We start from the raw sequence: 25,770 nt of genomic DNA, 5'->3' as shown, positions 1-25,770 counted from the left end.
GTTCGGTATTGGATCGGTGTGGGAGGGAGGTGAGGTTTGATGACCGCGGTGAAGACCGCTGCCATGGGCAGCGCCCGGACCAACCTCACGTCCCGGGCCCCGGTCTGACCCACTTCTTCCCCCAGCCTTGAGCCATCGGGTTCGCCAGGCGGGGTGATGTCCGCGTCTCGTCGGGGCCCCTTCTCCGCAAGGGTCTCTCACGTTGCCATACACGTACACCGATCCATCCGGCCTGTTCAGGTACGGGTGGACCGGCGCACTCGACCGAACCTTCACCGAGCACTACGAAGCGGGCCTCGTGCCGGCCCGGATCTCCCGGGTCGATCGCGGCCTGTGCACGGCGATCACCACGTCGGGCCCGCTGCGGGCCTCGTTCGCCGCGCCGTACCCGCCCGACCCGCTCCTGACGCCCTGCACCGGCGACTGGGCCGCGCTGCGCCCGGGCGCCGAACCGCACCTGGCGGCGCTGCTGCCGCGGCACAGCGCGATCGTGCGTTCGTCGGCGTCCAGGTCCTCCCACGGACAGGTGCTCGCCGCCAACGTCGACACGGTCGTCATCGCCCTGTCCCTGGCCACGCCCCTGGACGCGGCCAAACTGGAGCGGCTGCTCGCCCTGGCCTGGGAGAGCGGGGCGCAGCCGGTGATCGTCTTGACCAAGGCGGACCTGGCCGACGATCCCGAGGCCGTCCACGCCGAGGCCGAAGCGCTGGCACCCGGCGTGGACGTCCTGGTCACCAGCGTCGCCACCGGTCACAACATCGACGTGCTGGCCGCGCTGGTGCGCGGTACCACCGTGCTGCTCGGTCCCTCGGGCGCGGGCAAGTCCAGCCTCGGCAACACGCTGCTCGGTGAGGAGCGGCTGGCCACCGGCACGGTACGCGAGCAGGACGGCAAGGGCCGCCACACCACGGTCCGCCGCGAACTGGTTCCCCTGCCCGGCGGCGGGGTCCTCATCGACACGCCCGGCCTGCGCGGGATCAGCCTGCATGACGCCGCCGACGGCCTGGAGCAGGTCTTCGCCGAGATCGAACGCCTCGCTCGGGACTGCCGCTTCGGCGACTGCGCCCACGACACCGAACCGGGTTGCGCGGTTCAGGCCGCCATCGACGCGGGCGAGCTGGCCGGACGCCGTCTGGACAGCTACCGCAAGCTGCAACGGGAGAACGCCTGGGCGGCCGCACGTACCGATGCCCGGTTGCGCGACGAGCGCGTCAACCGGCAGAAGGCCATCACCAGTCACCTGCGCGCCACCTACAGGTTCCGGGACCAGCAGCCATGACCGGCCGCGTCCCACCGACCTCCTCGACCGCTCATCGGTCACCCGGAGGCCGCACCACCATGCCCGGAAGTCCGCGCGACCCGGTCGGCGACCCCACAGTGGCGGCGTTCTTCGCCCTGCACGACGACCTGGCACGTCAAGGCCCCGGCTCCGACGCGACCACCCGCCACCTGCTGTCCCTGGCCGGGCCGCCGGTGCCGCGCCCGCGCGTGCTGGACATCGGCTGCGGGCCGGGCCGCTCCTCGCTGGTGCCGGCCCAGGCCGGAGCCGAGGTCACCGCGGTCGACCTGCGTCAGCCGTACCTCGACTGGTTCGAGGAGTACCGCACGCCGCTGTCACAGCGCGTCCACGCGGCCGACCTGGCCGTACCCGGGATGCGCGAGGCGGTCGCGGCCACCCTGCAAGAGATCACCATGCGCCGCGAGCACGGCGCTGACTACCGGTACACCGGCTATGTCCTGCATCCGCAGAAGGACAAGGAGACGAACCCGACCATGACCTCTTCCTGGACCACCCGTCCCGAGAACGCCGGCGACGTCGCCGCCATCCGCGACATCAACCTCGCCGCCTTCCCCAGCCCGCACGAGGCCGACCTTGTCGAGGCGCTGCGAGCCGACCCGCAGGCGTGGCTGCCCGGCCTGTCCTGGCTGGCCGAGGCCCCCGACGGCGATCTCGCTGGATACGCGTTGCTCACCCGCTGCCACGTCGGCGACTCGCCCGCCCTCACCTTGGGCCCGTGCGCCGTCAAGCCCGACCATCAGCGGCAGGGCTCCGGGTCCGCCGCCATCCGCGCCGCTCTGCGAGCCGCCCGTGAGCAGGGCGAGAACCTGGTGCTCGTGCTCGGCCACGCCGAGTACTACCCCCGCTTCGGCTTCACCCCGGCCTCCGGGTACGGAATCCGCCCGCCCTTCGACGTCGAGGACAAGTACATGATGGCGCTCGCCTTCAACCCCGAACAGCCGGTCCCGAGCGGCGTCATCCGCTACCCGGCGGCGTTCGGCGTCTGACCTCCCGCTCCTCGAACGCGACGAACGGCCCCCAGCACCGCTGGGGGCCGTTCGCCCGTCGCGAAGGTCGGCAGAGCGGCTTCGCGGCCGAGTATCCGTGGTGCGAGATGGGGCAGGTTCACGAGATCGCCAAGCATCATCCCAGGTCAAAGGGGGTAAGCCAATCGCAGCTTGGGGGTCCGGGCCGTACGCCGCTCCAACGAAACCGCGGCCATCGCCTACCGGGAGGGCGACCATGGGTGAGGCGTTCGCCGACATGCTGCCCTACACGCTGGGCCTGATCGTCTCACCGTTCCCGGTCGTGGCCGTCATCGCGTTGCTGATCAGCGCCAACGGGCGGGCCAAGGCCCTGCTGTTCGAGATCACCTGGCTGATCATGAGCTGGGTCGTGCTGCTGGCCCTCATCGCGCTGCTGGGCGCCACCGGTGCCACCGGCCACGAGTCGCCCGCCTGGGCCGGTTGGATCAGCCTGGTCATCGGCGTCCTCCTGCTCCTGACGGCCTTCTTCGGTGTCCGCAGGGCCGTACGCCGCAAGGAGGGCAGGGACCCGAAGGTACCCGGCTGGATCGCCGCGATGGACACGATGACCAAACCCAGGATCGCCGGAGTGGCGGCCGTGCTCATCGTGGCCAACCCGGTCAACCTCGCCTCCCTGGCCGGCGGTGCCGTCGCCGCGGGCCGGGTGCCACTGCCCGTGGGGCGGCAGGTGATCCTCGCGGCCGCGTTCGTCGTCATCGGCAGCCTCGGCGTGCTCGCCCCCTACGTCACCGCGCTCAGCAAGGACGGCCCGCAGCGACTGCGGCGGATGCGCGGCTGGCTGATCCGGCACAACGGCGCCCTGTCCCTGCTGCTGATCCTGGTGTTCGGCATGCTGTTCCTCGCCAGGGGCCTGCGCGGCCTGCTGGCCTGAGGCGTACCCGCGAGTCAGTGAGTCCGTGGGGTCCGTGGAGTCGCGGTGAACCAGGTGCGGTCGTCGGTGAGCCACCGGCCCAGGGTCAGGTCCGCCTCGGCCAGGTCGCCGGCGAGTTCGGCTCCGTCGACGGGGTGGCGGCTGAAGGCGTGGGTCCAGGTTCGTTCGCCGACGTGGTAGTCGATGACGACGTCGACGCACGGCCCGTCCCGGTGGACCTCTCTGACCACGCGGCGGATGCCGTCGTGTTCGTGCGCGGTCGGCTGGGCCGTGTCGAACCAGTCCGGGGCGGTCCGCTGGAAGACGGCCGTGCCGTTCGGGGCGAGGTGTTCACGGCAGGTCCGCAGGAAGGCGCGGCGTTGCGCCGGGTCCGTGTTGATCATGGTGCTGGCGAGCAGGACGGCGTCGAAGACGCGCCCCAGACGCACCGTCTCGATCCGGTCCCGTACGGCGGGCAGCTCTCCCAGGCGTTCCAGCATCGCCGGGGACTCGTCGACCCCCATGACCGGGTGGCCGAGATCGGCCAGGGGCCGCAGGATCCGGCCGGTCCCGCAGCCGAGCTCCAGGATCGACGCCCCGGCGGGCAGAGCCGCGTGCACGATCTCGGCCTCCCCCATCGGCGGCAGGAGGTCGTAGAACTCAACGGCACAGCCGTCCGGGGTGATCTCCCCGGGACCGGACCCGTGGTAGGGGCTCAAGATCGTTCCCTTCTCGTCACTCGGAGCGGGCGGCCTGCGGTGAGGCGGTCGGATCATCGTCGGAGAGTTCCTGGACGGAGCGCATGTGACGCACCGGCGAGAACCACAGGATCACGGTGGGCACGAACAGTCCGACACCGGCGACGAGCACCGTCTCCCTGAGACCGATCCGGCCGCCCAGCGCCCCGCCCGCCAGCGAGCCGAGCGCCAGCGCGCCCCAGGAGATCATGCGCACGGTCGCGACGACCCGTCCGAGCAGGTGGTCGGGGGTGACGGCCTGCCGCAGACTGATGATCGTGACGTTGTAGATCGGGACCGCGAACAGTACGACGAAGTTCGCCGCCGCCGCGGTGACCAGCCCGATGCCGCCCCCGTGAACGGTCGCGAGGCCGAGCACCCCCACCCCGGGCAGCGCGGTGGACACCAGCAACGACCGCCCCGTGCCGAGGAAACGTGTGACGGGTCCCAGGCAGAACGCGCCGCACAGCGCCCCCACGCTCCCCACCGAGATGATCAGGCTGACCCCACCGGCGCCGGTGCCGACGTCACGGATGAGGAACAGGAAGAACACGGCCGTCAGGGCGTCGAAGAAGAAGTTCCCCACGGCGCCGGCGATCATCGCCCAGCGCAGCACCGGATGGCGTAGCACCATGTCCAGGCCCTCGCGCAGCGAGGCCCGTATCGAGAGCGCCGTCCCGGACGGGGGCGGCGCCGGGCGTTCGTCCCTCTTGACGCCCAGCAGCGAAAGCGCGGACACGAGATAGCTGATCGCGTCGATGGCGACGACGACCGGCGGCCTCAGCACGCCGATCAGCAGGCCCGCGAGCCCGGGGCCCGCTACTTGGGCCAGCGATTCGGAGATCTGCAGCCTGCCGTTCGCCTCGACGAGGTGCCCACGCCCCACGAGGCCGGGAAGGAAGGCCTGGTAGGACACGTCGAAGACGACCGTCATCATGCCGATGACGAACGCCACCACGAACAGTTGCCCGATCGACAGGAAGCCGAGGCCGTACGAGACGGGGATCGAGCCCAGCAGCAGGGCCCTGACCGCGTCGGAGCCTATCAACAGCGGCCTGCGTCTCCCCCGGTCGACGAGCACGCCGATGAGCGGTGCGAACAGCAGGTACGGCAGGCGTTCGAGGAAGCCGAGGACACCGGCCTGCATCGGGGTCGCGTTCAGGACGACGACCGCGGTCAGCGGCAGCGCGACAAGGGTGATCTGCGTGCCGACCAGTGACAGGGACTGGCTCGACCACAGCAGCGCGAACGACCGGTTACGGACCACCGAGTCCGGTTTGAGACCGAGTTTCATCGTGCCGCTCCCCCATCCACTCGCTGCCCGCCTTCTCGCACGTCCCGGCACCGGATCACGGGCCGAGTTCCTCCAGCGCCTCGTCGAGCGCCGTCACGATCTGGGTCACGTCGTCCGCTGAGATCACCAGCGGGGGAATGATCATGATAGCCGGGCTTATCGCGAGTGCGGAGACGAGAACCCCCCGATCCTCCATCGCCAGCCGCAGATGGCTTGAGGCCGCCTCGTGAGCGGGCTCACCGTCCGGCCCGCGCATCTCGACGGCGTACATCAGGCCGGTGCCCCGGACCGCGTTCACATGCGGATGCCTTTCGGCCACCGCGGTGAGACCGGCGTACAGCTCCGCGCCCCGGTGCTTCACGTTCTCCAGTACTCCGTCGCCGGTCAGCGTGTCCACCACGGCGATGGAGGCGGCCAGCCCGAGGGGGTGACCGTCGTTCGTCGAGCCGATGAGGAACTTCTGGTCGTAGTCGAGACCCAGAATCCGTTCGTAGACCGCGTCCGACAGGACCACGGCCGACAGGGGCGCGTATCCGGCGCTCAGGCCCTTGCCGAGGGTGAGCATGTCCGGCTGGACACCGACCTGTCCGGTGCGGGTGAACTCGCCCGTGCGGCCCATCCCGGTCGTCACCTCGTCGACGATCAGATAGATCCCGTGCTCCCGGCAGAAGGCCGCGAGCGTGTGCAGGTACTCGTCGGTGAGCACGTGGCCGCCCTCACCCACCACCGGTTCGACGACGACCGCCGCCACGCGTTCCGGACCATAGGAGGTGATGAGCCGTTCGAGGTCTCCGGCCTCGCCGGGCCGCCCCGCGGTGAACGGGCCGGGAGCGTGTTCGACGTCGGGCAGCAGGGGGCCGGACTGTTCGTGCACGTACGGCATGCCGGTGAGCGCGCCTCCGGCGGCCCCGAGGCCGTGGTAGCCGCTCCACAGGCCGAACACCGCCCTGCGGGCGGGCGCACCGTCGGCGCGGTGCAGGAAACGGGCCAGCAGCACCGCCGTCTCGACCGCCTGCGCGCCGTTGCTGCAGTATCGGATCTTGTTCATCGTGGGGGGAAGGTGCGGCACGAGGGCGTTGGCCGCCTCGACGGAGATCGCGCTGGGCCGTCCGTAGCCGATCAGGTTGGCGTAGGCAAGGGTGTCGATCTGCTTCTTGACGGCCTCGCCGACGGCCTGGTGGCCGTATCCCAGCGTGACGTTCCACAGCCCGGAGCGGGCGTCGAGGAACCACCGTCCGCCCCGGTCGCGTACCCGCACCCCCCGTCCCTCGACCAGCATGCTCTCCGGCCTGAGCGTCCGAAGGTAGGCGCCCATCGTGGGGCTGTTCCACAGCGGGTAGTCGGCAGGATCGATCAAGGCTTCACCTCTCCGATGTCCGATTCGGCCGGGGCCGTACCTCTGACGGCCTCGATCACGCTCATTCCCGGCGGACCGGTGACGACTTTCTCGAACCGCCATCCGCCGTGTTCCAGCAGCCGCCGATACTCCGTCAGCGTGCGTTCCCTGGCCCCCTCGTACAGGACCATCATGGCGACGTCGCTCCAGCTCTGCTGGGAGGCGGGGACGCCGTGTTCGGGAAGCAGGTCCTCGAACAGCAGGAGGCGGGCCTCCCTCGGCGCCCCGCTCGCGACGGCGCGGAGGATCCGGACCGCCGCGGCGTCGTCCCAGTCGTGCAGCACCCGGGCGAGCAGATACAGATCGCCCGGCGGCGGCGGGACGAACAGATCGCCGGGATGGAGCGCGTATCGGCCGGACACCCCCTGACTCTCCAGGTACGGCCCGGCCAGAGTCAGGACCTGTGGCTGGTCGACGAGGACCGCCGTCGCCCCGGGCGCCTCCTGGAGCGCCCCGGCGGTCAGGACGCCGACGCCGCCCGCGACGTCGACGATCACCCCGCTCTCCGGCCAGTCGAGCAGCGGCAGGCACGGCAGCGACAGCAACCGTGCCTGCTCCACCATCGCCCTGCCGAAGGTCGTCTGCTCCTGCGGCCGCGGGGCGAGATACTCCCAGAAGCCTGTGCCGAGGACCCCGGGCGCCGCCGCGTGGCCCGTGGTGAGGGTCTCGGTCAGCGCGTGCGCGACGTCGGAGATCCCCAGCGTCGCGAACGTCGCCTGCAACGACATCGGGTGCGAGGCGCACAGCAGCCGTCCGCGTCCGGTGAGCGACACCTCATCCGGCACCGGGTCGAACGTGACGATCCCGTGGCCGGACAGCAGGCGCAGCACACGGCGCAGCGCGTCCTCGTCGGCACCGGCCTCGGCCGCAAGCCACGCGACCGGGCGGGCGCCGCCGGCGAGCAGATCGGGGACGCCGAGCCTGCTGATCGCGCACACGCAGTGCCACGCGACGCCGCTCTGGTAGATGTCGAAGAGTGCGCGGATGTCGGCGATCGGCTCGGTCGCCGTCTCCGCCGAAGGGGCGCCGTTCATCTGTCGCACGCTAGATCTCCTCGCCGTGCAGCTCCGGGACCATGGTGACCTCAAACCGTTCCAGGCCGTTGAGGAAGTTCGACCGCTGACGCACGGCCTCTCCCGCGGGCTCGACGGCGGCGACGCGCCGCAGCAGGACGCGCAGAAGACAGCGCAGTTCGATCCGCGCCAGCGCGGCGCCGACACAGTAGTGCGGCCCGCCGCCGAAGCTCATGTGCGGGTTGGGCCTGCGGTCGATCAGGAACCGCCCGGCCTCGGGGAACACCTCCTCGTCACGGTTGCACGAGGGGAACCAGACCACGACGCGGTCGCCCTCGCGGATACGGGCGGCTCCCAGTGTCGAGTCGGTCATCGCGGTGCGCATCGCGTGCATGGCCGGGGAGGTCCACCGGAGGATCTCCTCGACCGCGCTGTCGATCAGGCCGGGATCCTCCTTCAGCCGCCGCCACGCGCCAGGATGCTCGATGAACGCCAGGAGCGCGCCCGACATCGCGTGCGGGGTCGTTTCGAGGCCGCCGTTCATCAGGCCGTCGCAGTTGAGGATGACCTCCTCGTCGGACAGGGGGCGTCCGTTCACGGTCGCCTGGGCCAGCGAGGTCACCATGTCGTCGCCCGGGGCGTTCCTGCCCTCTTCGAGCCGATCGGCGAAGTAGGCGAAGACGCCGGCGTGCGCCGCCGTCCGCGCCGAGGCCGCGGCGGGGCCGGGGTCGGTGTCGTCGAAGGCGACGGCGATGAAACGGGCGAGTTCGTCACGGTCGCCCGGCGGGACGCCCATCATCTCGAACAGGAGCCATGTCGGGATCGCGACGGCGAGGTCGCGGACGGCGTCGAACGCCTCGCCGCGTTCGAGGAGCGTCCGCACGAGACCGTCGATCATCCGTTCGAGCCCCGGCTGCAGTGCCGCGACCGCCCGGCCGTTGAACCATGAGGAGTGGGCGGCGCGGAGCGCCCGGTGCTCCGCGCCGTCGGACACCACGAGCATCCGGCCGGAGGCGGCCTTCACCGCCGCCTCGTTCCCGCCGAGCCGCATGCCGAGCGCGGAGCCGAACCTGCCCGGGTGTTTGACCACCTGGCCGCCGAGCCGGTGCGTGGTGACCGACCAGAAGCCCCCCGCGCGTTCGGACTCGCACCAGGCGATCGGATGGGTACGGCGGGCCTCCCGCCACACGTCGAGGTGCCGGTCACCGACGTAGAGGAGCGGGTCCGCGATGTCGAGCCCCGCTCCTCCCGCCGTCCATGTGGGGCTGCGTCGGCTCATTGCCCGCGCTCTCCCCGTCCGGGCTTCGCCCGGTGCCCGTCGATCGGTCCGCCGGCCAGGCCAACGCCCACAAAACACGAGAATAAGCCCATAACCTACCCCGAATTCCTCTTTGGCCGCCATTCTTGTGACACTGAAAACGCCGGAACCTGAAACGCTGGACGGCCCCGACAAATGTCCGATTTCGCGCCGCTTCCGGCACGGAAAGACGATCCGTCGAAAGCCGGGACCCGGACTCCGTTTTTCCTTTCAGGACATGTCATTGGGCCTGCTCCGCGGAGGAAGGACGCGCAGAAGATTGCGGTTGAGGATGAGCGCGTGCTCCCTGCGGGGCAGCCCGGCGAGGACCCGGGGCCCTCGGACGACCTCCTCGACCAGGCGTCCGAGCCCGCCGGAGATGCGGTTGAGCGGCCAGTCGGTACCAAAGATGATCTTGTGGTTGAGGCCGAGGCGGAACAGGTGACGCAGATGGGCGGGCCAGCCGCCGGGCGTCGCCGCGCCCGCGAAACCCCCGATGTCCAGATAGACGTTCCTCCGGAAGGCCGCGAGATACGCCGCGACGTCCACATGCGTGACGCCACCGTGCCCGAGGACGAAGTTCACCCGGGGGAAGTCCCGCACCGCCTGGTCCACCCGCAGCGGATGCGCCGGCGCGAAGTCGAGGCTCCCCGCGGTCGGGCCCGTGTGCACGAAGACCGGAAGCGACCGCGCCGCGCACACCTCGTAGTAGGGGTACAGCCCGGGGTCCGAGGGCGAGTAGCCGCACGGCGGATAGAGCTTGAGCCCGTCGAACCCGTAGGTGTCGACCAGTCTCTCGAAGAGCTCCACCCCCTCGGGGCCCCGGCGCGGGTCCGCCCCGATGTACACCCAGAAACGGTCCGGGTGGCGGAGACGGATCTCGTGGTGACGCCGTGCCATCTCCTCGATCGTGAGCGGCGAGGCCATCCTGAGGGTGAAGTCCGGCACGAGGAGTACGGCGCGGTCCACCCCGGAGTCGTCCATCTCCCGCACCAACTGGTCCGCGTGATGGTCCTGGTGCTGGGCGACGTAGGCGTCAACGAGCCGGCCACGCCGTGGGGCGGCGCCCTCGGCCTCCAGACGGCGGTGCACGTTCGCCACGACGTCCTCGATGAACCTCATCGGGATGAAGTCGGTCGACGCCACGTGACAGTGACCGTCGTAGACCGGCACGGGCGGCGCTCCGCCCGCCCCGGCGTTCACGCGGACCTCTCCGTGGCGGCCACCGCGCCGTCGTCGCCCGCCAGCCGCCGGATGGTGCCGGCCATGATGAGCCTGCGATGCGATCGCCTGACTCCGGCGAAGACGGTCGTCCCCTCCCTGAACTCCCTGGTCAGCGAGTCGAGGGACACGCTCATCCGGAAGGAGGGCCAGCACGTCCCGAACAGGATCTTGTGGTTGACGCCCAGGTGGAAGAGCCGGTTGAGGTGCGCCTGCCAGCCGTCGGAGCTGAGGACGCCGGGGAACTGGCTGATGTCCAGGAAGACGTTCGGCCGGTGCAGGCACAGGTACGTCGACTCCTCGACGTGCGTGACGCCGCCGTGCCCGAGGATGAAGTTCACCCCGGGGAAGTCTCGCGCCGCCTCGTCGATCATCAGCGGCTGGCCGTGGGTGAAGTCCAGCGGGCCCCAGCCGGGACCCGTGTGGCTGAGCACGGGGACGCCCCGGTGCGCGCACACCTCGTAGTACGGGTACAGGCGGCGGTCGCTCGGGGAGTAACCGGCGGGGGGATAGAGCTTGAGCCCGGCGAAACCGTACTCGTCGAGGCACCGTTCGAAGAGCGCGATCCCGTCGGGGCCCGACCGCGGATCGACCCCCCAGAACACCCTGAACCGGCCTGGATGGCGCTGCGACACCTTGTGGTGCAGTTCGGCGAGCTCCGGAGGTGACAGGATCCCGTCCGCGACGTGGGAGAAGTCGGGGGCGACGAGGAACGCCTGGTCGACGCCCGCGGCGTCCATCTCCGCGACGAGCCGATCCCCGTCGTGATCCTGGTACAGGGCGAGCAGCCGGTCGGTGACGCGTCCCAGCTTGACCGGCTGCCCGTGGGAGACCAGCCGGTGATGGACGTTGGCCGCCTGTTCTTCGAGGAACCGGCGCGGAACCGCCAGGTCCGTGGCGAGGTTGACGTGCGCGTCGACGACGGGCTCGTCCGTAGGCTGCCCCGTCATGTGGTCTGCGCCCCAGCCGGGCGGTCCGTCGGTTCCTCGAACCTCATACTCGTCTCCTCCGGCGTTCCCGCAAAGAGTCGGTGACGCCATGAGCCGGGATGGCGGGTTTCGGGACTTGTGCGAACCGTATTCCGTTTCACGCGGAGGGTAAGGTGAATGCCGCACCACCGCATCCGGACAATTCCACATCAATGAAATTGATGGTTCGCGTCCGCAATATTTGCGATTAATCCGCATTTGACATTACAAGGTGGTCAGACTCAAAGTCAACGTTGTTATCACTTCTGTTTTCGCGTATCCGGCTGAACAGGTGATACGGCGGTGAACCGCGCCGGAGGGGGGCGCGGCGACCGGCCCGTCACGAAGCCGCCAGGCCGGCGTCACGGATCCTGGCCCCCAGGATCGGCCCCGTGACACGCGTCGCGTCGGCCTTCAGCACGTCCATGTGCCCGGCCTCGATCCGGTGTGTCTCGACCGGCCCCCTGAGCGTCTCCCGCCACTCCTCGGAGGCCAGGCCGTCGTGACCCGGATCCGGTGAGGCGTCGAAGAACAGGACGGGGCCGTGGAAGCTCCGCGACCGGTGTTCGGCCATGGCCCGGACGTTCTCCTCGGTGATCGAGACAAGGTCCTCGATCATCTTCTCCTCCAGCGTCCCCAGGGAGCTCCCCGACTCCCGCAGCACCGTGGCGAGCTCCGCCGCCGGTGGACGGTACGGCCCGTTCCAGCCCGGTGCGGTGATCCCGCCGAAGGCGAGGTGCAGCACGTCCGCCACGCCGTCCCGTACGACGCCGACTCCCGCGCCGCCGGGGAAGGAGTCGAAGAGCACGAGCAGGGCCACCTCCTCGCCCCGGCCTTCGAGCTCCACGGCGATCTGCTGCCCGACCACGCCGCCGAACGACCAGCCGACGATGACGCAGGGCCCGGCAGGGTGGATCCCCCGCATCTGCCGCAGCAACGCCTCCGCCAGGTCCGTGACGGACAGCGCCGAACGCCCGCCGAGAAGGCGGGGGTCCTGCAGGGCGTAGACCGGGTGGTCCGGCGGCAGATGGCTGATCAGTGCCGAGTAACACCAGCCCAGGCCGTTGATCGCGGGAACCAGGAAGATCGGCGCGCGCTCTCCCCGGGGACGGTAGGCCAGCACGGCGCCGAGGTCGTCGGGCGGGCCACCCCGGGTGAGGTGCCGTTCCAGGAGCGCGACGGTCGGATGGTCGAAGATCGCACGCACCCCGAGTTCGACCCCCAGCACCTCCGCGATCCGGCTCACCAGGCGGACGGCCAGCATGGAGTGGCCTCCCAGTTCGAAGAACCCGTCGTCCGCCCCGACCGCGGGCAGCCCCAGAACCTCCGCGAAGATCCCGCTCAGGACCTCCTCCCGGGCGGTGTGCGGGCGGGACGGGACGAGGTCGCTGGCGGGACCGGGCGCGGGCAGCGCCGTACGGTCGATCTTGCCGTTCGTGGTCAGCGGCAGGGCGTCGAGCACCACCAGGGCCGACGGCACCATGTACTCCGGCACCCGTCCGGCCAGCCGGGCCCGCACCTCGGCGGGGTCCAGGCCGTTCCCGCCCACGGGGACGACGTAACCGACCAGCCTCCGCTCGTCCTCCGCCCGCTCCCCCGCGCGGGCCAGCACGACGGCCTGGTCGATCCGGGGGTCGTCCGTCAGCGCGGCCTCGATCTCCCCCGGTTCGATACGGAAGCCACGGATCTTCACCTGGTGGTCGGTCCGCCCGAGGAACTCCAGCTGCCCGTCGGACGCCCATCGCGCCAGGTCTCCCGTGCGGTACATCCGGGTGCCCGCCGGTCCGAAGGGGTCGGCGACGAACCGCTCGGCCGTCAGGCCGGGACGGTTCAGATAGCCCCGGGCGACTCCGGCCCCGGCGATGTACAGCTCGCCGGGGGTTCCGGCGGGGACGGGCCGCAGGCGCGCGTCCAGCACGTAGATCTGGGTGTTGGCCATGGGCCGCCCGATCGGCGGGTCCCCGGGACGCCCGTCCGGGCCCGTGTCGACCGGCGCGAAGGCCGAATAGACGGTCGTCTCCGTGGGGCCGTAGGCGTTGACGACACGTGCCCCGCACACGGCCAGCTTCCGCGGCAACCGGTCTCCGCCGATCACGATGAGCAGGTCCCGGAGCGCTTCGGGGTCCGCCGTACGCACCATCTCCCACAGTCCGGGCGTGCCCGACGCGAGGCTGATCGAGTGACGGCGGATCAGCGCGCCCACCTGGTGAGGATCTCGTACGGCCTCCGCCGGGGCGACCACCACCGTCGCCCCGCTGAGCAACGGAAGGTACAGCTCCTGCCCGGCGACGTCGAAGGCGAGGTTGGTGGTCGCGAGCACCGTGTCCCCGGCCCCGAGGGGAAACCTTTCCCGCAGGTCGGAGAGATAGTTCAGCAGTCCTCCCCTGGTGGCCGCGACGCCCTTGGGCCGCCCCGTGGAGCCGGAGGTGTAGACGAGGTAGGCGACGGTGTCGGAGGTCACCGGTGCCGGCAGGTCGGAACGGGTGAGGTTCTCCGCCGAGTGCCCGGCCATGCCGGCCACGGTGGCGTGGTCGTCGAGGACGACGCGCCGGACGGCTCCGGGCCCCTCCTGCGCGGTGTGGGTGTCGGTGAGAAGGATGAGCGGCCGGGTCTCGCCCAGCATGAAGGCCACCCGGTCCGCCGGGGTGCCGGGGGCGATCGGCAGATAGGCGGCGCCGGTCTTGAGCACCGCGAGGAGGGCCACCGGCGTCCACTCGGAACGGGCCAGCGCCAGCGCCACGTAGCGCTCGGGGCCCGCGCCCCGCTCCAGCAGGTACCGGGCCAGCCTGTTCGCCCGTTCGTTGAGCTCGGCGTAGCTCGTCGCGGCTCCTTCGCAGATGACCGCGGTGCGGCCGGGCGAGCGTTCCACCTGCCGTTCGATCAGCTCGACGACGTCGGCGCGCGGCAGCGCTCTGGCCGTGTCGTTCCACTGCCTGAGCAACCTGTGCCGCTCCGGCGGAGTGAGCAGCTCGATCTGGTCGATCGGCTGCCCGGGATCCGCCGCGACCGACTCCAGCAGGCGGGACAGCCGCGCCGACAGGGCGAGCGCGGTCGCTCTGTCGAACAGGTCGGCGCTGTACTCCAGCGTCCCGGTGAGTCCCAGCGGGGAGCCGTCCGCGCTGTGCCGTTCGCCCAGATAGAGGGTCAGGTCGAACTTCGCCGTGCCGCTCTCGGTCGGATGGGGAACGCTCTGGAGCCCCTCCAGGTGGAGGTTCGGCGCCTCACCCACGGCGGGCGAGAGGAACACCTGGAACAGCGGGTGCCGGGACAGCGACCGGGCAGGCTGCAGATGCTCGACCAGTTGCTCGAAGGGAAGGTCCCGGTGCTCGTACGCCGCCAGATCGGCGTCGCGCACCCGCCGCAGGAGTTCGTCGAAGGTCGGCCGCCCCGAGGTGTCGGTGCGCAGCACGAGGGTGTTCACGAAGAATCCGACCAGGTCCTCCAGGGCCTCCGCGTCGCGGCCCGCCGTCGCCACGCCGATGGGGATGTCCGTTCCACCGCCCGAACGGGTCAGCAGCACGGCCAGCGCCGCCTGTAGCACCATGAACACGGTCGCCCGATGGCGGTGCGCCAGCTCCAGCAGGTCCATGTGCGTCCAGGCGTCCGTCCGGAACGGGACCTCGCCGCCCCGGTAGGTCGCCTTGGCCGGGCGGGGGCGGTCGGCCGGGAGCGACAGCTCCTCCGGCAGCCCCGCCAGCGCGTCACGCCAGAAGGCCAGCCGGACGGAGATCCGGCTCTCCGGATCCCGCGGGTCCCCCAGCCTTTCCCGCTGCCACAGCGCGTAGTCGGCGTACTGGACCGGCAGCGGTTCCCACCCTGGTTCCCGCCCCGAGCGCCGGGCGGCGTAGGCCAGCGACAGGTCCGCGCTGAGCGGTGCCAGCGACCAGCCGTCACCCGCGATGTGGTGGACCACCATCACCAGGATCTGTTCCGCGGGGCCGGTGCGAATCACCTTCGATCGCACGGGAAGTTCGGCCGAGATGTCGAAGCGGTGGCCGAGGACTTCGGCGACCGCGGCGTCGATCTCGTCCGCCCCGCACTCGGTGAACTCCACCCTCACCCGCGCCTGATCCGCCGGGACGATCCGCTGGACGGGTTCGCCGTCCTGCTCGGCGAAGTGGGTGCGCAGGGATTCGTGCCGGGCCACCAGGTCGCGTACCGCCGCGAGGAACGCCTCGCGGTCCAGTTCGCCTCGTAGCCGCACGACCAGAGGCAGGTTGTAGGTGGCGCTCGGCCCGTCCATCCGGTGCAGGAACCACAGGCGGCGCTGGGAGTAGGAGAGAGGCAGGGCCGCCGGACGAGGGTGAACGGCCGCGGGTTCCTCCGCTCCGGGCCTCTCCGGCCTGGTTTCCGTCATGTCCGCCCCCTGTCAGTCGGTCGAATCGCGAAAGTCCGGCGAATTGCCGTTCCGGCCTCGAATGCGTGGTGCCGGAGACACCGATGTCCGGGCCGATGCCGTCCCGGCAATTCTCAATGAAATGGCGCGCGGGCCCGGTGATTCTGTCGGCGATATTCCGGGTTCCGGTCCTGATTCGCTTGTACGGGCCGCGACGGAGCGAAGGCAGGTCATTGCCGAACGACATGGACTCACGGGTGAACGGCTAAATATCCGCAGGTGATGGCGACATTCGCCCAGTGACCACCGGTGGGGGAACCCCGTCGTTCTCTCTTCACGATCCACATTTCCACCCAGAAGAAAGGCAATGATTCATTCCGCGTCCGGGTGTGCGTTCCCGGGTGCGGGGGTCGCGATTTTTCTGCGAACCGGTCTTCCATTTCGGGATCGAGTTGTTATTATTTCTGCATATGCTCACCGGAAATCGCGATAATTCCACGAGAGTGACCCGAACGCCGTAGCGGAAATTCGAGCACCGACGAGAGGAACCTCCGATGTCCAAGGAAGCGACCCTCTACTCCCCCGTCATCAAGGATGAGCGGGGAATTGTCTCCGTAGTGTTCGCCAAGGACCACCCTGGATATGACGACCCGGAGTACCAGAGGCACCGGGCGGGGATCGCCGAGGCCGCCCTGCGGTACGTTCCCGGGCAGCCCGTGCCGGACGTCGTCTACACCGAGGAGGAGCACGCGACCTGGCGCCTGGTGAACGCCGAACTCGCCGAGAAACACCGGCGGCACGCCTGCCGGGAGTTCCTCGCGGGCAAGGAACGCCTGGCGCTCCCGGACGACCGGTTGCCGCAGCTCGGCGAGGCCTCCGCCGCGATCAACGAGGCGACCGGATTCCGCTTCAGCCCGGCCGCCGGCCTGGTGGAGGTCCGTGACTTCTATGGTTCGCTGGCCGACCGCCGCTTCCAGGCGACCCAGTACATCCGGCACTTCTCCATGCCGCGTTTCTCCCCGGAACCCGACATGATCCACGAGGTGGTCGGTCACGGCAGTCATCTGTCGGCCCAACGGCTGGCCGACCTCTATGAGCTGTTCGGGAAGGCGGTTCGCCGGCTGCGCTCCAAGGAGGCCGTCGGCATGGTCTCCAGCGTCTTCTGGTTCGCCATGGAGTACGGCCTGGTCAGGGAGGACGGGGAGATCAAGGCGTGCGGAGCCAGTCTGCTCTCGTCCTGCGCCGAGCTGGAGCGCTTCCAGGAGGCCGACATCAGGCCGCTGGACGTGGCGTCCATGGCCGGTCAGGGCTATCTGGTCGAGCAGTACCAGCCGGTGCTCTTCTGCGCCGACTCCTTCGCGCACATGGAGGAGTTCCTGTCGACGTTCCTGATCACCGTGAGTGACGCGGACCCGCTCGCCACCACCTGAGAACGTCCCCGTCCCGCTCCCCGAGGATCCGGACGGTCGCGCCGTACGCGGGTGGGCACCGTCACCCCGTGCGCGCCCCGCTCCGCACCGGTGTGGAGCGGGGCGGTGGGGCACGGGATGACGGCGAGCGTCGTGGACCGTCATCCGACGCAGTGCTTGATGAGGTCGCGGATGGTGACACCTCCGCTGGAGTTGAACGATCCGAAGTCGAAGGAGGTGTCGGTCTGGTCCTCCAGGTAGGCCACGAGCGCGACCAGGGCCATGGAGTCGAGCAGCCCGGCCCCCTGAAGGTTGGTGTCCGCCTCGACGACGAGGTCTGTCTCCTCGTTCCACCTGGCCACCCAGCCGACGAGGTCGTTCTCCAGGGCGGTCATGTCAAAGCCCATGCGCGGTTCCCTTCCTCTGTTCCTTCGTGCAGGACTGTTTCCCGTGCGGAACCGTCACCGGCCGTGTTCCGCGGCCCGCTCCTGCCGCCTGGCCTGCGCGGCTTCGGCGAAGTACGCCGCCGCGAGGGGCCGGCTCAGCTTCAGGTTGGCGGTCATGTAGCGGGGGTCGTTCCGCAGGGGCCGGTCGGAGAAGACCAGCGATGTGATCCGTTGATGGGACTCAAGCGACTGGTTGGTCTTGTCGATCCGCTCACGGATCGACAAGACCAACGCGTCGTCCTTCGGGTCCGCCGGGGTGACGATCGCCCCGAGCCTGCCGGTTCTCGGAGTCGGGACCACGAGCAGTTCGACGACCCCCTCGACGCCGGCGAACAGGGACTCGATCTCGGCCGGGTGCACCTTGCGGCCGCTGTCGAGGACGATCACGTCCTTCTTGCGGCCCAGCAGGGTGAGGAAGCCGTCGTCGTCCAGCGTCCCGTAGTCGCCCGTCACGATCGTCCCGTCGGGACGGTAGGTCTCGTCGGCCGCGCCTGCCGTGTCGAAGTAGCCGGTGCTGAGCGGGGCGGGGCGGTGGACCAGCAACTCGCCGTCGGGCAGGAAGGTCACGGCCTCCGGGTCGATCAGCTTGCCCACGCTGCCCAGCCGGTGCTCCTCCTGCGTGTTCCAGGCGATCATTCCGGACTCGGTCATGCCGTAGGCCTCCAGCAGCCGCACCCCCTGAGCCCAGTAGGCCTCCAGGGTCTCCCGCCGGATGGGCGCCATTCCAGTGATCATGAAGCGGATTCCGCCGCCCAGGAAGTCACCGAGTGAGCCCCCGCCGGTCTTGTGGAAGAGCTGGAGCGCGGTGTCGTAGAAGACGGGCGGGGCGATCAGGAAGGTCGGCCGTTCGTCCCTGACCACACCGAATATCCGCTGGTAGGGCGCCAGAACCACGTCGGCCCCGATCCACAGGCAGCAGTAGACCGACAACCGCTGCTGGTAGTTGGACAGCGGCAGGAAGATCACATGCCGGTCATCCGCGCCGACGCCGAAACACTCGATGAAACGGCTGATGACGTACTCGGTACCCTTCCGGCTGACGTTGAGCCCCTTGAGCAGGCCCGAGGTGCCCGAGGAGAAGACGAGGCTGTGCAGGTCGCCCGGCTCGCCCCGGGGGGCGTCGGCCGGTACGACGTCCACCCCGGGCACGCCGTCCGGCCTCACCAGGGCGGGGTGGCCGGACGTCACCTCGGCGTCCGTGACGAGCAGCGCCAGTCCGTGACGGGTGACGAACTCGCCGGGGTCACCGATCACGGTCTCGTCCGCGAACGCCTTGAGCACGGCGCCGGTCATCATGGCGGCGAGGTCCCAGAGCACCCAGTCGATGCCGTTGCCCGCGCGGATGCCCACCACGTGGCCCGGCCGTACCCCGGCGGCGGTCAGCCGATCGGCGTACAGCACCGCCAGGTCGTGGAGCCGCCGGTGCGTCACCTCACGCCGGCCGCCCGTGGAGTCGATCTCCACGACGACCGCCGAGGCGTTGTCACGGTAGCGGTCGGCGAGTTCGTGAAGCCTCATTCCTGCCCTCCTTCTCCAACGTCCGTTCCAGGCTCGCGACGAGGTCGGTGAGCCGCCGGGTGACGAAGAAACCGATCCGTCCGCCGATCATGGATTCGTAACCGCCGCTGCCGGTGTCCCACTCGATCCGGATCTCCAGCTCGCATCCGTCGTCCTCGACCGGCTGCCGGACCCGCACCGACCGTTCGAGCGAGGCCCACAGCCAGCAGGGATCGGCCCGCAGCGCGACACCGTCCTCCAGCCGCCGCGCCCGGTCGGCCCACACGACGTGGTCGTCACCCAGGGTCCCCCGGAACTCCACCTCCGCCGTCGCTTCGGCCTCCGGGTCCGCCGCGAACGGATCGAGCAGGTACGGCCTGCCGCGGAGCAGGTCCAGAACCTGCCGGGCGGGGTGGGCGCTTCGGACCCGCAGGGTCAGCGGCGACGTCACCGCCTGGGGCCGGTCCCGCCGTCCCCGGTGGGCCGCGGCCTCGGTCAGGACGGCCTCCAGCGTCTCCAGGCCGCGTTCGAGGTCGGCCTCCGAGATCACCATCGGTGGCTGGATCCGCAGCACCCTGGTGTTGTACAGCGAGTAGGTGGAGGTCACGCCCGCCGCCAGCAGCCCGCCGAGCACCAGCCCCGCGATCGAGTCGTCGTGGAACTCAAGGCCGTGCATCATGCCCAGGCCACGATGGGCCGCGACCAGTTCGGGGAAGCGTTCCACGATCCGTGCGAGCCGGTCCCCGATCACCCGGGCCTTCTCCCCGACACCGGTGAGGAACTCCTCCTCCGTCGCGATGGCGATCGACTCCAGGCCGATCCGGCAGGACAACGGGTTGCCGCCCAGGCTGGAGCCGAAGGTCGAGGGAAGTGCCCGAAGCGTCTCCCACACCGCCTCGGTCCCCAGCACGGCGGAGATCGGGAGCATGCCCCCGCCGAACGCCTTGCCGATGCAGACGATGTCCGGGACCACGCCGAACCGCTGATGGGCGAAGAAGGCACCGCATCTGCCGAAGGCGGTCTGCATCTCGTCGAGGATCAACAGGGCGCCGTTCTCGTCGCACAGGCGGCGCGCCTCCCGCAGGTAGCCGGGAGGCGGCACGATCACCCCGGCCTCCGCCTGGACCGGTTCCAGCAGGACGGCGGCGGTTTCGCCGTCGACGGCCGCCGCCAGTTGCCCGACGTCGCCGAAGTCGACCAGTTCGAACCGCTCAAGGAACGGCCCGAACAGGGACTCGTGCTCGGGTCGCGCCGAGGCGCTCAGGGTGGCGAAGGTCTTGCCGTGGAAGCAGCCGCGGGCGCTGACGAACTTGGGACGCCCGGTCGTGGCGCGGGCGAGCTTGAGGGCGTTGTCGATCGTCTCGCCGCCGCCGTTGGCCAGGTAGGCGAACGGCAGCCGGCCGCCGGTGAGTTCGGAGAGGCGTTCGGTCAGGCGGATCTGCACCTCCTCGAACATGATCTTGGTGCTGTTCAGGACGCCCAGGTCGAGCTGGTCCCGCAGCGCCGCGATGAGCCGCTCGTTGGAGTAGCCGAACGACTGGTTGCCGTACTGGTCGAACAGCGCGAGAAAGGAGCGCCCGTTCTCGTCCAGCACGCTGCTGCCGGAGCCCCGTCCCTGGACTCCGCAGCCCATCACGAACGCCATCTTCGAGTAGGTGGGATGGTTGTGCGCCGCCTTGGACTCAGCGAGCACCTGACGGTGTGTCCGCAACACGGCTCCCCTTGGCGTAGTCGTCGTAGTCGTGGAAGAAGTACTGCAGGAGCCTGTTGCCGCGCCCCGCCTCGGTCCTGGCCCGCGCGGCGGCGCCCGCCAGGTCGAGTACGGCGACAAGGCTGAGCGGGGCCTCCCTGAACCTGACATCCCGGTACGGCTCGTGCAGCGCGACGAAGCCGATCTCGGTGTAGAAACTTCGCAACCCGCCTCCGGCCTCGGCGAAGAAGTCGCCGAGGACGTGGGTCGCGCCGTGTTTCGTGACGCTGTGCACCAGCCCCCGGCGCATCAGCGACATCCCGATCTCGCGATGGCGGACCTGGGGCAGGGTCATCAGGTGGCCGAACTCGACCAACCGGCCTGCGGCTCGCAGGCCCGTGACGTCCACGACGTCCTCACACGGCAGGCCGGCCACCGAATCCGGCACGATCTTGACCGTCCCGACCGCCTCCGCCCCCTGGTAGGCGACGATGTAGTCCGCGTGGGCGTCGAACCGGTCGAAGGTGTCGGCGGTGTCGGCGGCGTCGGAGAGGCGTCCCTGGTCCTGGACGTACACGGCGTCACGCAGCCGGAGCACGGCGTCCCGGTCGGCCTGTGACTGTGCCACACGGAAGGTGACAGAGCTCATTTCTGCTCCATTCAACCGGTTCGTCCGGTCAGCGAGACTGTCCGATGATCAACTTCTTGAAGTAGTCGAAATAGCCCGTGTGGAAGTGGTGGAGCCGGTCACGGATCTCGACGTGCAGGTTCGGCAGCCGCGAGATCGGCAGGTTCGGCATCACGTGATGCTCGACGTGGAAGTTGTTGCCATTGGTGAACCACGTCATCAGCCGGTTGGACCTGACACTCCGCGTGTTGGCGAACACGTCCACGTTGAGCGTCTCGCAGCCGTGGTGCTCGGGCAGCTCGATCAGGGCGTGCACCGGAGCAGCGACGGTCAGCAGCGGCACCAGCCAGGCCCAGAGCATGAACGGCGAGCCGGTCACCACCGAGACGACGGTCAGCGTGACGAGCACGGCCAGGATCAGGAGGTGGTCGTAGCGGATACGCCGTGAGACGGTGCGGGTCTCACCGTCGAAGTCCCTGCCGAGCAGGGAACGCCCCAGGTTCACCAGGAACAACCGGTAGTGGTGGAACATGGTGAACCGCGCCGTCCAGTCCATCGCGCGCCGGAACCCGGACCCGCCGTCCGCGTCGCCGTACTGGTCTCCGTAGTCGAAGAACTCACGGTTCATCGCGGTGCCCAGATACCGATGGTGCCGCAGGTGGGCGACCCGGTAGGCGGTGAACGAGATGAGCATCGGCAGGCCGAGCAGGGTTCCCGCGATCGTGTTGGCCCGCTTGTTGCGGAAGGCCAGGTTGTGCAGGGTCTCGTGCTGAAGTTCGGCGGCGTGCGCGAACATGCAGCCGATCAGGACGACACCCGCGATCCTGGCCCACGGTGTGGGCTGCAGGGCGAGCACCAGACCGGCGGTGGTGAGGGCGCCGCACAGCAGGAGCTTGAGTGTGAAGATCGCTCCCCGGGTCTCGGTTCGCAGGTGCTTCAGCGAGGCCCGGAGTTCCGCGGCGCTTTCCGGTGCAACCGTCTCATCCGCCTGGGATTCCATCTCTCCCCCATCTCCCTCGGCCGTCAGGAGGTTTCGGTCTGTTTCCGCAACGCGTCGTCGACGAGTCCTGCCAGGCCGGCGGGCGTGGGCGCGTCGAAGAGCTCTCGCACGGTCAGCTCCACGCCGACCGTCTTGCGGATTCGGGCGAGCAGGCGGACGGCGGACAGGGAGTGCCCGCCGAGGTCGAAGAAACTGTCGTCGATCCCGGGCGGTTCGGCTCCGAGGATCGCGGCGAACAGCTCGACCATGAGCCTCTCGTGCGCGGAGACCGGAGGACGGCTCGCGACCGCCGTCACCTGCTGCGGGGGTGGCAGCGCCCTCCGGTCGAGTTTCCCGCTGGCCGTACGGGGCAGGCCGGCGATCCGCGTGATCACGCTCGGGACCAGGTGGGCGGGCAGCCCGGCGGCCAGCCTGGCGCGCAGGCGTTCGGGGTCCGGCTCCGCGCCGGGATCCGCCACGACGTATGCCACCAGCCTGCGGTCTCCCGGCTGGTCCCCCCACACCGTGGCGGCCGCGCCGGCGACCCCCGGGGAACGGGCCAGGGCCGCCTCGATCTCGCCGAGCTCGATCCGGAAACCCCGCACCTTGACCTGGTCGTCGTTGCGGCCGACGAACGTCAGCTCGCCGTCCGCCGTCCAGCGCACGAGGTCACCGGTGCGGTACAGCCGGGCGCCGGGACCGGCGAACGGGTCGTCTCCGAAGCGTTCGGCGGTCAGGACGTCCCGGCCGAGATAGCCGAGGGTCACCCCGGCGCCACCGACGTACAGTTCTCCGACCGCGCCCGCCGGGACGAGTTCCATGCGGTCGTCGAGCACGTAGACCCGCACGTTGCGCAACGGCCTGCCGATCGGCGGGGCGTCCGCCTGCGACGGCGACAGCCGGGTGCTCATCGCCGTCGACACCGTCGCCTCGGTCGGCCCGTATCCGTTGATCAGCGTGCAGACCGGGCTCCACCGTTCGATCACGGCCGGCGACCCGGCCTCGCCCACGATCGAAACCGTCGTGCCGCCCGGCCATTCCTGCGGCGACATGACCTCCAGGGCCGACGGCGGCAGCACCAGGTCGTTGATCCGCTTCTCGGTGACCAGCCGGGTGAGGTCCGGGCCCGGCGTCAGGCGCTCCGCGGCGGCCGAGACCAGGGTCCCGCCGTTCAGCAGGGACTGGGTCATCTCGCCGACGAAGGCGTCGAAGCTGGACGACGCGAACTGCAGGGTACGGGTTCCCGGTCCCGAACCCAGGCGGTCCACCATGGCCGCCACCAGGTTGACCACTCCCGAGTGCCTGACCACCACGCCCTTCGGCACACCCGTGGAACCGGAGGTGTAGATGACGTAGGCGGGCTGGTCCGGGGAGAAGACGGCACCGCGCTCCTCGTCGGTGAGGTTCCGTCCGGGCAGAGTCCGTACGGCCTCGGCGACCTCGGCGTGGTCCAGGAGCAGGCATCGTGCGTCCAGTTCCGCGGCGAGCCCCGCGGTGACGGAGTTCAGCACCACCAGCGCCGGTTTCGCGTCGCCCACCATGAAGGAGAGCCGGGCGGCGGGGTAGGCCGGGTCCAGCGGCAGGAAGGCGGCGCCGGTCTTCAGCACGCTCAGGGCGGTGATGTGGAGATCGGCCGAGCGCGGCAGCGCGAAGGCCACGATCTGGCCGGGCCCCGCCCCCAGGCTCAGCAGATGCCGTGCCAGCCGGTTGGCCCGCTCGTTCACCTCGGCGAAGCTCAGCACGGTGTCCTCGAACTCGATCGCCGGGGCCCGCGCGGTCCGCGCCGCCCATGCCTCGACCAGCTCGTGCACCGCGGTGGGCGGGATCTCGTGGACCGGCCCGGTCCCCCACTCGCGCAGCCGCGCCCGCTCCGCGGGGTCGACCAGCGGAACCTCGTGAACGGGCGTGCCCGGCTCCTCCAGAACCAGAGAGTCGAGGAAGAAGAGGAAACGCCGCAGGTGGGCCTCTGTCTCCTCCACGCTGTGGATCTCGGGGTGCGCGTCGACGATGAGCTCGAACGTGTCGTCCGCCGACGTCCGGTAGAAGGTCACCGACAGGTCGTCCGCGGCGGAGAGCGAGATGGTGCGCACGGTCGCGGTGGCGCCCGCGAAGTCGAGCGCGTAGTCGAAGTCCATGACGTTGACGACCTGTCCCCACAGCCTTCGTCCCGTTCCCAGCAGCCCCGTCTCCCTGGCGAGCTCCGCCGAGGGGTAACGGGAGTGCTTCAGCGTCTGCCGCAGTTCGAGCGACACCTGCCGGGCGAAGTCGGCCACGCTCGTCCCGGGGACCATCGGCACGCGCACCGGCAGGCCGTTGGTCGTCATGCCGGGTACCCGCCGCACCTGCGGGGTCATCCGCGCCATCGCCGGTATGCCGAGGACGACCTCGTCCGCGTTCGTCATCCTGCCCACGTAGGCGGCTGTGATCCCGGTGGCCAGGTCCGACCAGCTCACCCCGAAGCGGTCGGCCGCCGCCCGCAGGCCTGCGATCCTGGCCGGGCCGAGGTCGGCCCGGCGCCGGTGGGCGATCCGTACGGCGGAGGAGGACCGGCCTGCCAGCCGTACCGGATCGGGGCGGTCGGCGAACCTGGAGAGCCAGTAGGCGTGGTCTGTCTCGAAGCGCCTGGACTCCTCGTACTGCTTCTCGCTGCTGAGAAGCTCCTGGAAGGCGGGGAAGGCTCCGTCCTCGCTCGCGCGTCCCTCGGCCAGGGCGGTGTAGACCGCGGCGAGGCGGTTGTGGATGAGCGCGAGGCTCCAGCCGTCCACCACGGCGTGGTGGACCCGGCGGTAGAGGACGAAACGGTCCGCAGCGGTCCTCAGCAGGGCCGCGCCGCAGAGTCTGAGTGGGTCGATCGGCCGCCTCATGTCGGCCTGCATCCAGGCGTCCGCCTCCGCGACGGGGTCGGCCTCAGCGCTGAGGTCGAGGTAGACGAGTGGCGCGTTACCCGCGGGATCGACGTACTGCCGGTATCCGTCCTCGGTGCTCACCAGGCGCAGGCGAAGCGCCTCGGCCTCGTGCTCGACCCGCTCGTTCGCCGCCCGCATGACGGCCGGGTCCACCGGCCCGTGGATTTCCAGGCAGTCGGTGATGCAGTTGGTCGGGTCCGTCAGGTCGGATGACTGAGCCATCCATGTACGCAGCTGCGCGGAGAGCAGCGGCCATTCTTCCACCCCGTGATCGAGCAAAATTCATCCTTCCGACACAGGCCATAGACATCGAAAATGCATTAGCTGTGCGTGCGGATCCCGCGCGGGCCGACTCGGCAGACCCAGCGAACTAAATGCCGGACAACGAGATCCGACACCTTGACGAACTGATTAACTGTATGAATTCAGATCAGTCATACATCGACATACTTCCTTCGCGTAGCAGATCGTGTCAAGGGTGCCATACGGCCCGTATGTCGCTGGTGACGATATGTTCCCCGGCTGACCAGCATGTCTTGCGCCTTCTCTTTCTCCTCATTACAGACGGTTCACAAAAATGAACCAGATGTAGCCGGACATCAGGGCGGGACGGCCACGGAGAGCAACAAATAGAAGGCGGGCCATTAAAGGATGCGGATCTTCGTTTTTCGCCTACCGAATCCGGTGGGCGGCACGCGCATTCACACCTGTATCCGTGGCAAAGAATCCCGGGTGGCGCGACGGGCACCGTCTGCCATATTCGCCGGACATGGGAGGC

18 protein-coding genes are annotated in these 25,770 nt (G+C 69.8%); 4 read left to right on the top strand and 14 right to left on the bottom strand.

Annotation, left to right across the window (positions count from 1 at the left end; all coding sequences use genetic code 11):
* Window positions 1–202: 202 nt before the first annotated feature.
* From rsgA to ABZ470_RS20695, 3 genes are all read left to right on the top strand, one after another.
* Entirely contained in the window at window positions 203–1,279 is a 1,077-nt protein-coding gene (gene rsgA, locus ABZ470_RS20705; RefSeq protein WP_352012235.1) for a ribosome small subunit-dependent GTPase A, read from the top strand.
* A gap of 59 nt (window positions 1,280–1,338) precedes the next feature.
* Window positions 1,339–2,286: a GNAT family N-acetyltransferase gene (locus ABZ470_RS20700; RefSeq protein ID WP_362912988.1), complete on the top strand. Its 948-nt coding sequence runs from the start codon at window positions 1,339–1,341 to the stop codon at window positions 2,284–2,286.
* Window positions 2,287–2,521: 235 nt separating this feature from the next.
* Window positions 2,522–3,196 carry a GAP family protein gene (locus ABZ470_RS20695; RefSeq protein ID WP_362912986.1) on the top strand — a complete coding sequence of 225 codons (675 nt, stop codon included), beginning with the start codon at window positions 2,522–2,524 and terminating at the stop codon, window positions 3,194–3,196.
* Window positions 3,197–3,210: 14 nt separating this feature from the next.
* Here ABZ470_RS20695 and ABZ470_RS20690 read toward each other — a convergent pair whose 3' ends face one another.
* The 8 genes from ABZ470_RS20690 to ABZ470_RS20655 all read right to left on the bottom strand — a co-directional run bounded on the left by ABZ470_RS20690 (window position 3,211) and on the right by ABZ470_RS20655 (window position 15,458).
* A complete protein-coding gene (locus tag ABZ470_RS20690) occupies window positions 3,211–3,894 on the bottom strand; it encodes a methyltransferase domain-containing protein (protein ID WP_362912984.1) in 684 nt (227 codons plus the stop codon).
* Window positions 3,895–3,910: 16 nt separating this feature from the next.
* On the bottom strand, window positions 3,911–5,206 hold the full coding sequence (locus tag ABZ470_RS20685; protein WP_352012231.1) for an MFS transporter: 1,296 nt from the start codon (window positions 5,204–5,206) through the stop codon (window positions 3,911–3,913).
* A 55-nt stretch (window positions 5,207–5,261) separates the two neighbouring features.
* On the bottom strand, window positions 5,262–6,563 hold the full coding sequence (locus ABZ470_RS20680; protein WP_352012230.1) for an aminotransferase class III-fold pyridoxal phosphate-dependent enzyme: 1,302 nt from the start codon (window positions 6,561–6,563) through the stop codon (window positions 5,262–5,264).
* Window positions 6,560–7,636: a methyltransferase gene (locus ABZ470_RS20675; protein ID WP_362913392.1), complete on the bottom strand. Its 1,077-nt coding sequence runs from the start codon at window positions 7,634–7,636 to the stop codon at window positions 6,560–6,562. Before ABZ470_RS20675 ends, ABZ470_RS20680 begins: the two co-directional genes overlap by 4 nt.
* 10 nt (window positions 7,637–7,646) lie before the next feature.
* Entirely contained in the window at window positions 7,647–8,894 is a 1,248-nt protein-coding gene (locus ABZ470_RS20670) for a cytochrome P450 (protein WP_362912981.1), read from the bottom strand.
* 249 nt (window positions 8,895–9,143) lie between these two features.
* Complete coding sequence (locus ABZ470_RS20665) at window positions 9,144–10,115, bottom strand: amidohydrolase family protein (protein WP_362784245.1); 972 nt, start codon at window positions 10,113–10,115, stop codon at window positions 9,144–9,146.
* A complete protein-coding gene (locus ABZ470_RS20660; protein WP_362912979.1) occupies window positions 10,112–11,083 on the bottom strand; it encodes an amidohydrolase family protein in 972 nt (323 codons plus the stop codon). Before ABZ470_RS20660 ends, ABZ470_RS20665 begins: the two co-directional genes overlap by 4 nt.
* A 358-nt stretch (window positions 11,084–11,441) precedes the next feature.
* Window positions 11,442–15,458 (bottom strand): amino acid adenylation domain-containing protein, encoded by a 4,017-nt coding sequence (locus tag ABZ470_RS20655; protein ID WP_362912977.1) that lies wholly within the window; start codon window positions 15,456–15,458, stop codon window positions 11,442–11,444.
* 533 nt (window positions 15,459–15,991) lie between these two features.
* Between ABZ470_RS20655 and ABZ470_RS20650 the strand changes: the two genes are divergently transcribed.
* Window positions 15,992–16,867, top strand: coding sequence for a phenylalanine 4-monooxygenase (locus ABZ470_RS20650; RefSeq protein ID WP_352012225.1), 876 nt, complete (start codon window positions 15,992–15,994; stop codon window positions 16,865–16,867).
* Between the two features lie 140 nt (window positions 16,868–17,007).
* Here ABZ470_RS20650 and ABZ470_RS20645 read toward each other — a convergent pair whose 3' ends face one another.
* From ABZ470_RS20645 to ABZ470_RS20620, 6 genes are read right to left on the bottom strand one after another with little or no spacing between them, the layout of a single operon-like run.
* Entirely contained in the window at window positions 17,008–17,253 is a 246-nt protein-coding gene (locus tag ABZ470_RS20645) for an acyl carrier protein (RefSeq protein ID WP_352012224.1), read from the bottom strand.
* A gap of 54 nt (window positions 17,254–17,307) precedes the next feature.
* On the bottom strand, window positions 17,308–18,810 hold the full coding sequence (locus tag ABZ470_RS20640; RefSeq protein ID WP_362912975.1) for an AMP-binding protein: 1,503 nt from the start codon (window positions 18,808–18,810) through the stop codon (window positions 17,308–17,310).
* On the bottom strand, window positions 18,776–20,500 hold the full coding sequence (locus ABZ470_RS20635; protein ID WP_362912973.1) for an aminotransferase class III-fold pyridoxal phosphate-dependent enzyme: 1,725 nt from the start codon (window positions 20,498–20,500) through the stop codon (window positions 18,776–18,778). Before ABZ470_RS20635 ends, ABZ470_RS20640 begins: the two co-directional genes overlap by 35 nt.
* Entirely contained in the window at window positions 20,472–21,128 is a 657-nt protein-coding gene (locus tag ABZ470_RS20630; RefSeq protein WP_352012221.1) for a GNAT family N-acyltransferase, read from the bottom strand. Before ABZ470_RS20630 ends, ABZ470_RS20635 begins: the two co-directional genes overlap by 29 nt.
* Window positions 21,129–21,156: 28 nt before the next feature.
* Window positions 21,157–22,107, bottom strand: coding sequence for a fatty acid desaturase (locus ABZ470_RS20625; protein WP_362912970.1), 951 nt, complete (start codon window positions 22,105–22,107; stop codon window positions 21,157–21,159).
* Between the two features lie 23 nt (window positions 22,108–22,130).
* Entirely contained in the window at window positions 22,131–25,256 is a 3,126-nt protein-coding gene (locus ABZ470_RS20620; RefSeq protein WP_362913390.1) for an amino acid adenylation domain-containing protein, read from the bottom strand.
* Between the last annotated feature and the right edge of the window lie 514 nt (window positions 25,257–25,770).

It is taken from the genome of Streptosporangium sp. NPDC020072, assembly GCF_040631445.1.
Taxonomy (GTDB): Bacteria; Actinomycetota; Actinomycetes; order Streptosporangiales; family Streptosporangiaceae; genus Streptosporangium.
This window is presented reverse-complemented; position numbering and strand designations above follow the sequence as displayed.

Coding starts and splice junctions, on each gene's coding strand:
- ABZ470_RS20675 (WP_362913392.1), bottom strand. CDS start 7,636: ATGAACGGCGCCCCTTCGGCGGAGACGGCGACCGAGCCGATCGCCGAC.
- ABZ470_RS20660 (WP_362912979.1), bottom strand. CDS start 11,083: ATGACGGGGCAGCCTACGGACGAGCCCGTCGTCGACGCGCACGTCAAC.
- ABZ470_RS20625 (WP_362912970.1), bottom strand. CDS start 22,107: ATGGAATCCCAGGCGGATGAGACGGTTGCACCGGAAAGCGCCGCGGAA.
- ABZ470_RS20655 (WP_362912977.1), bottom strand. CDS start 15,458: ATGACGGAAACCAGGCCGGAGAGGCCCGGAGCGGAGGAACCCGCGGCC.
- ABZ470_RS20685 (WP_352012231.1), bottom strand. CDS start 5,206: ATGAAACTCGGTCTCAAACCGGACTCGGTGGTCCGTAACCGGTCGTTC.
- ABZ470_RS20695 (WP_362912986.1), top strand. CDS start 2,522: ATGGGTGAGGCGTTCGCCGACATGCTGCCCTACACGCTGGGCCTGATC.
- ABZ470_RS20640 (WP_362912975.1), bottom strand. CDS start 18,810: ATGAGGCTTCACGAACTCGCCGACCGCTACCGTGACAACGCCTCGGCG.
- ABZ470_RS20670 (WP_362912981.1), bottom strand. CDS start 8,894: ATGAGCCGACGCAGCCCCACATGGACGGCGGGAGGAGCGGGGCTCGAC.
- ABZ470_RS20700 (WP_362912988.1), top strand. CDS start 1,339: ATGCCCGGAAGTCCGCGCGACCCGGTCGGCGACCCCACAGTGGCGGCG.
- ABZ470_RS20645 (WP_352012224.1), bottom strand. CDS start 17,253: ATGGGCTTTGACATGACCGCCCTGGAGAACGACCTCGTCGGCTGGGTG.
- ABZ470_RS20650 (WP_352012225.1), top strand. CDS start 15,992: ATGTCCAAGGAAGCGACCCTCTACTCCCCCGTCATCAAGGATGAGCGG.
- ABZ470_RS20630 (WP_352012221.1), bottom strand. CDS start 21,128: ATGAGCTCTGTCACCTTCCGTGTGGCACAGTCACAGGCCGACCGGGAC.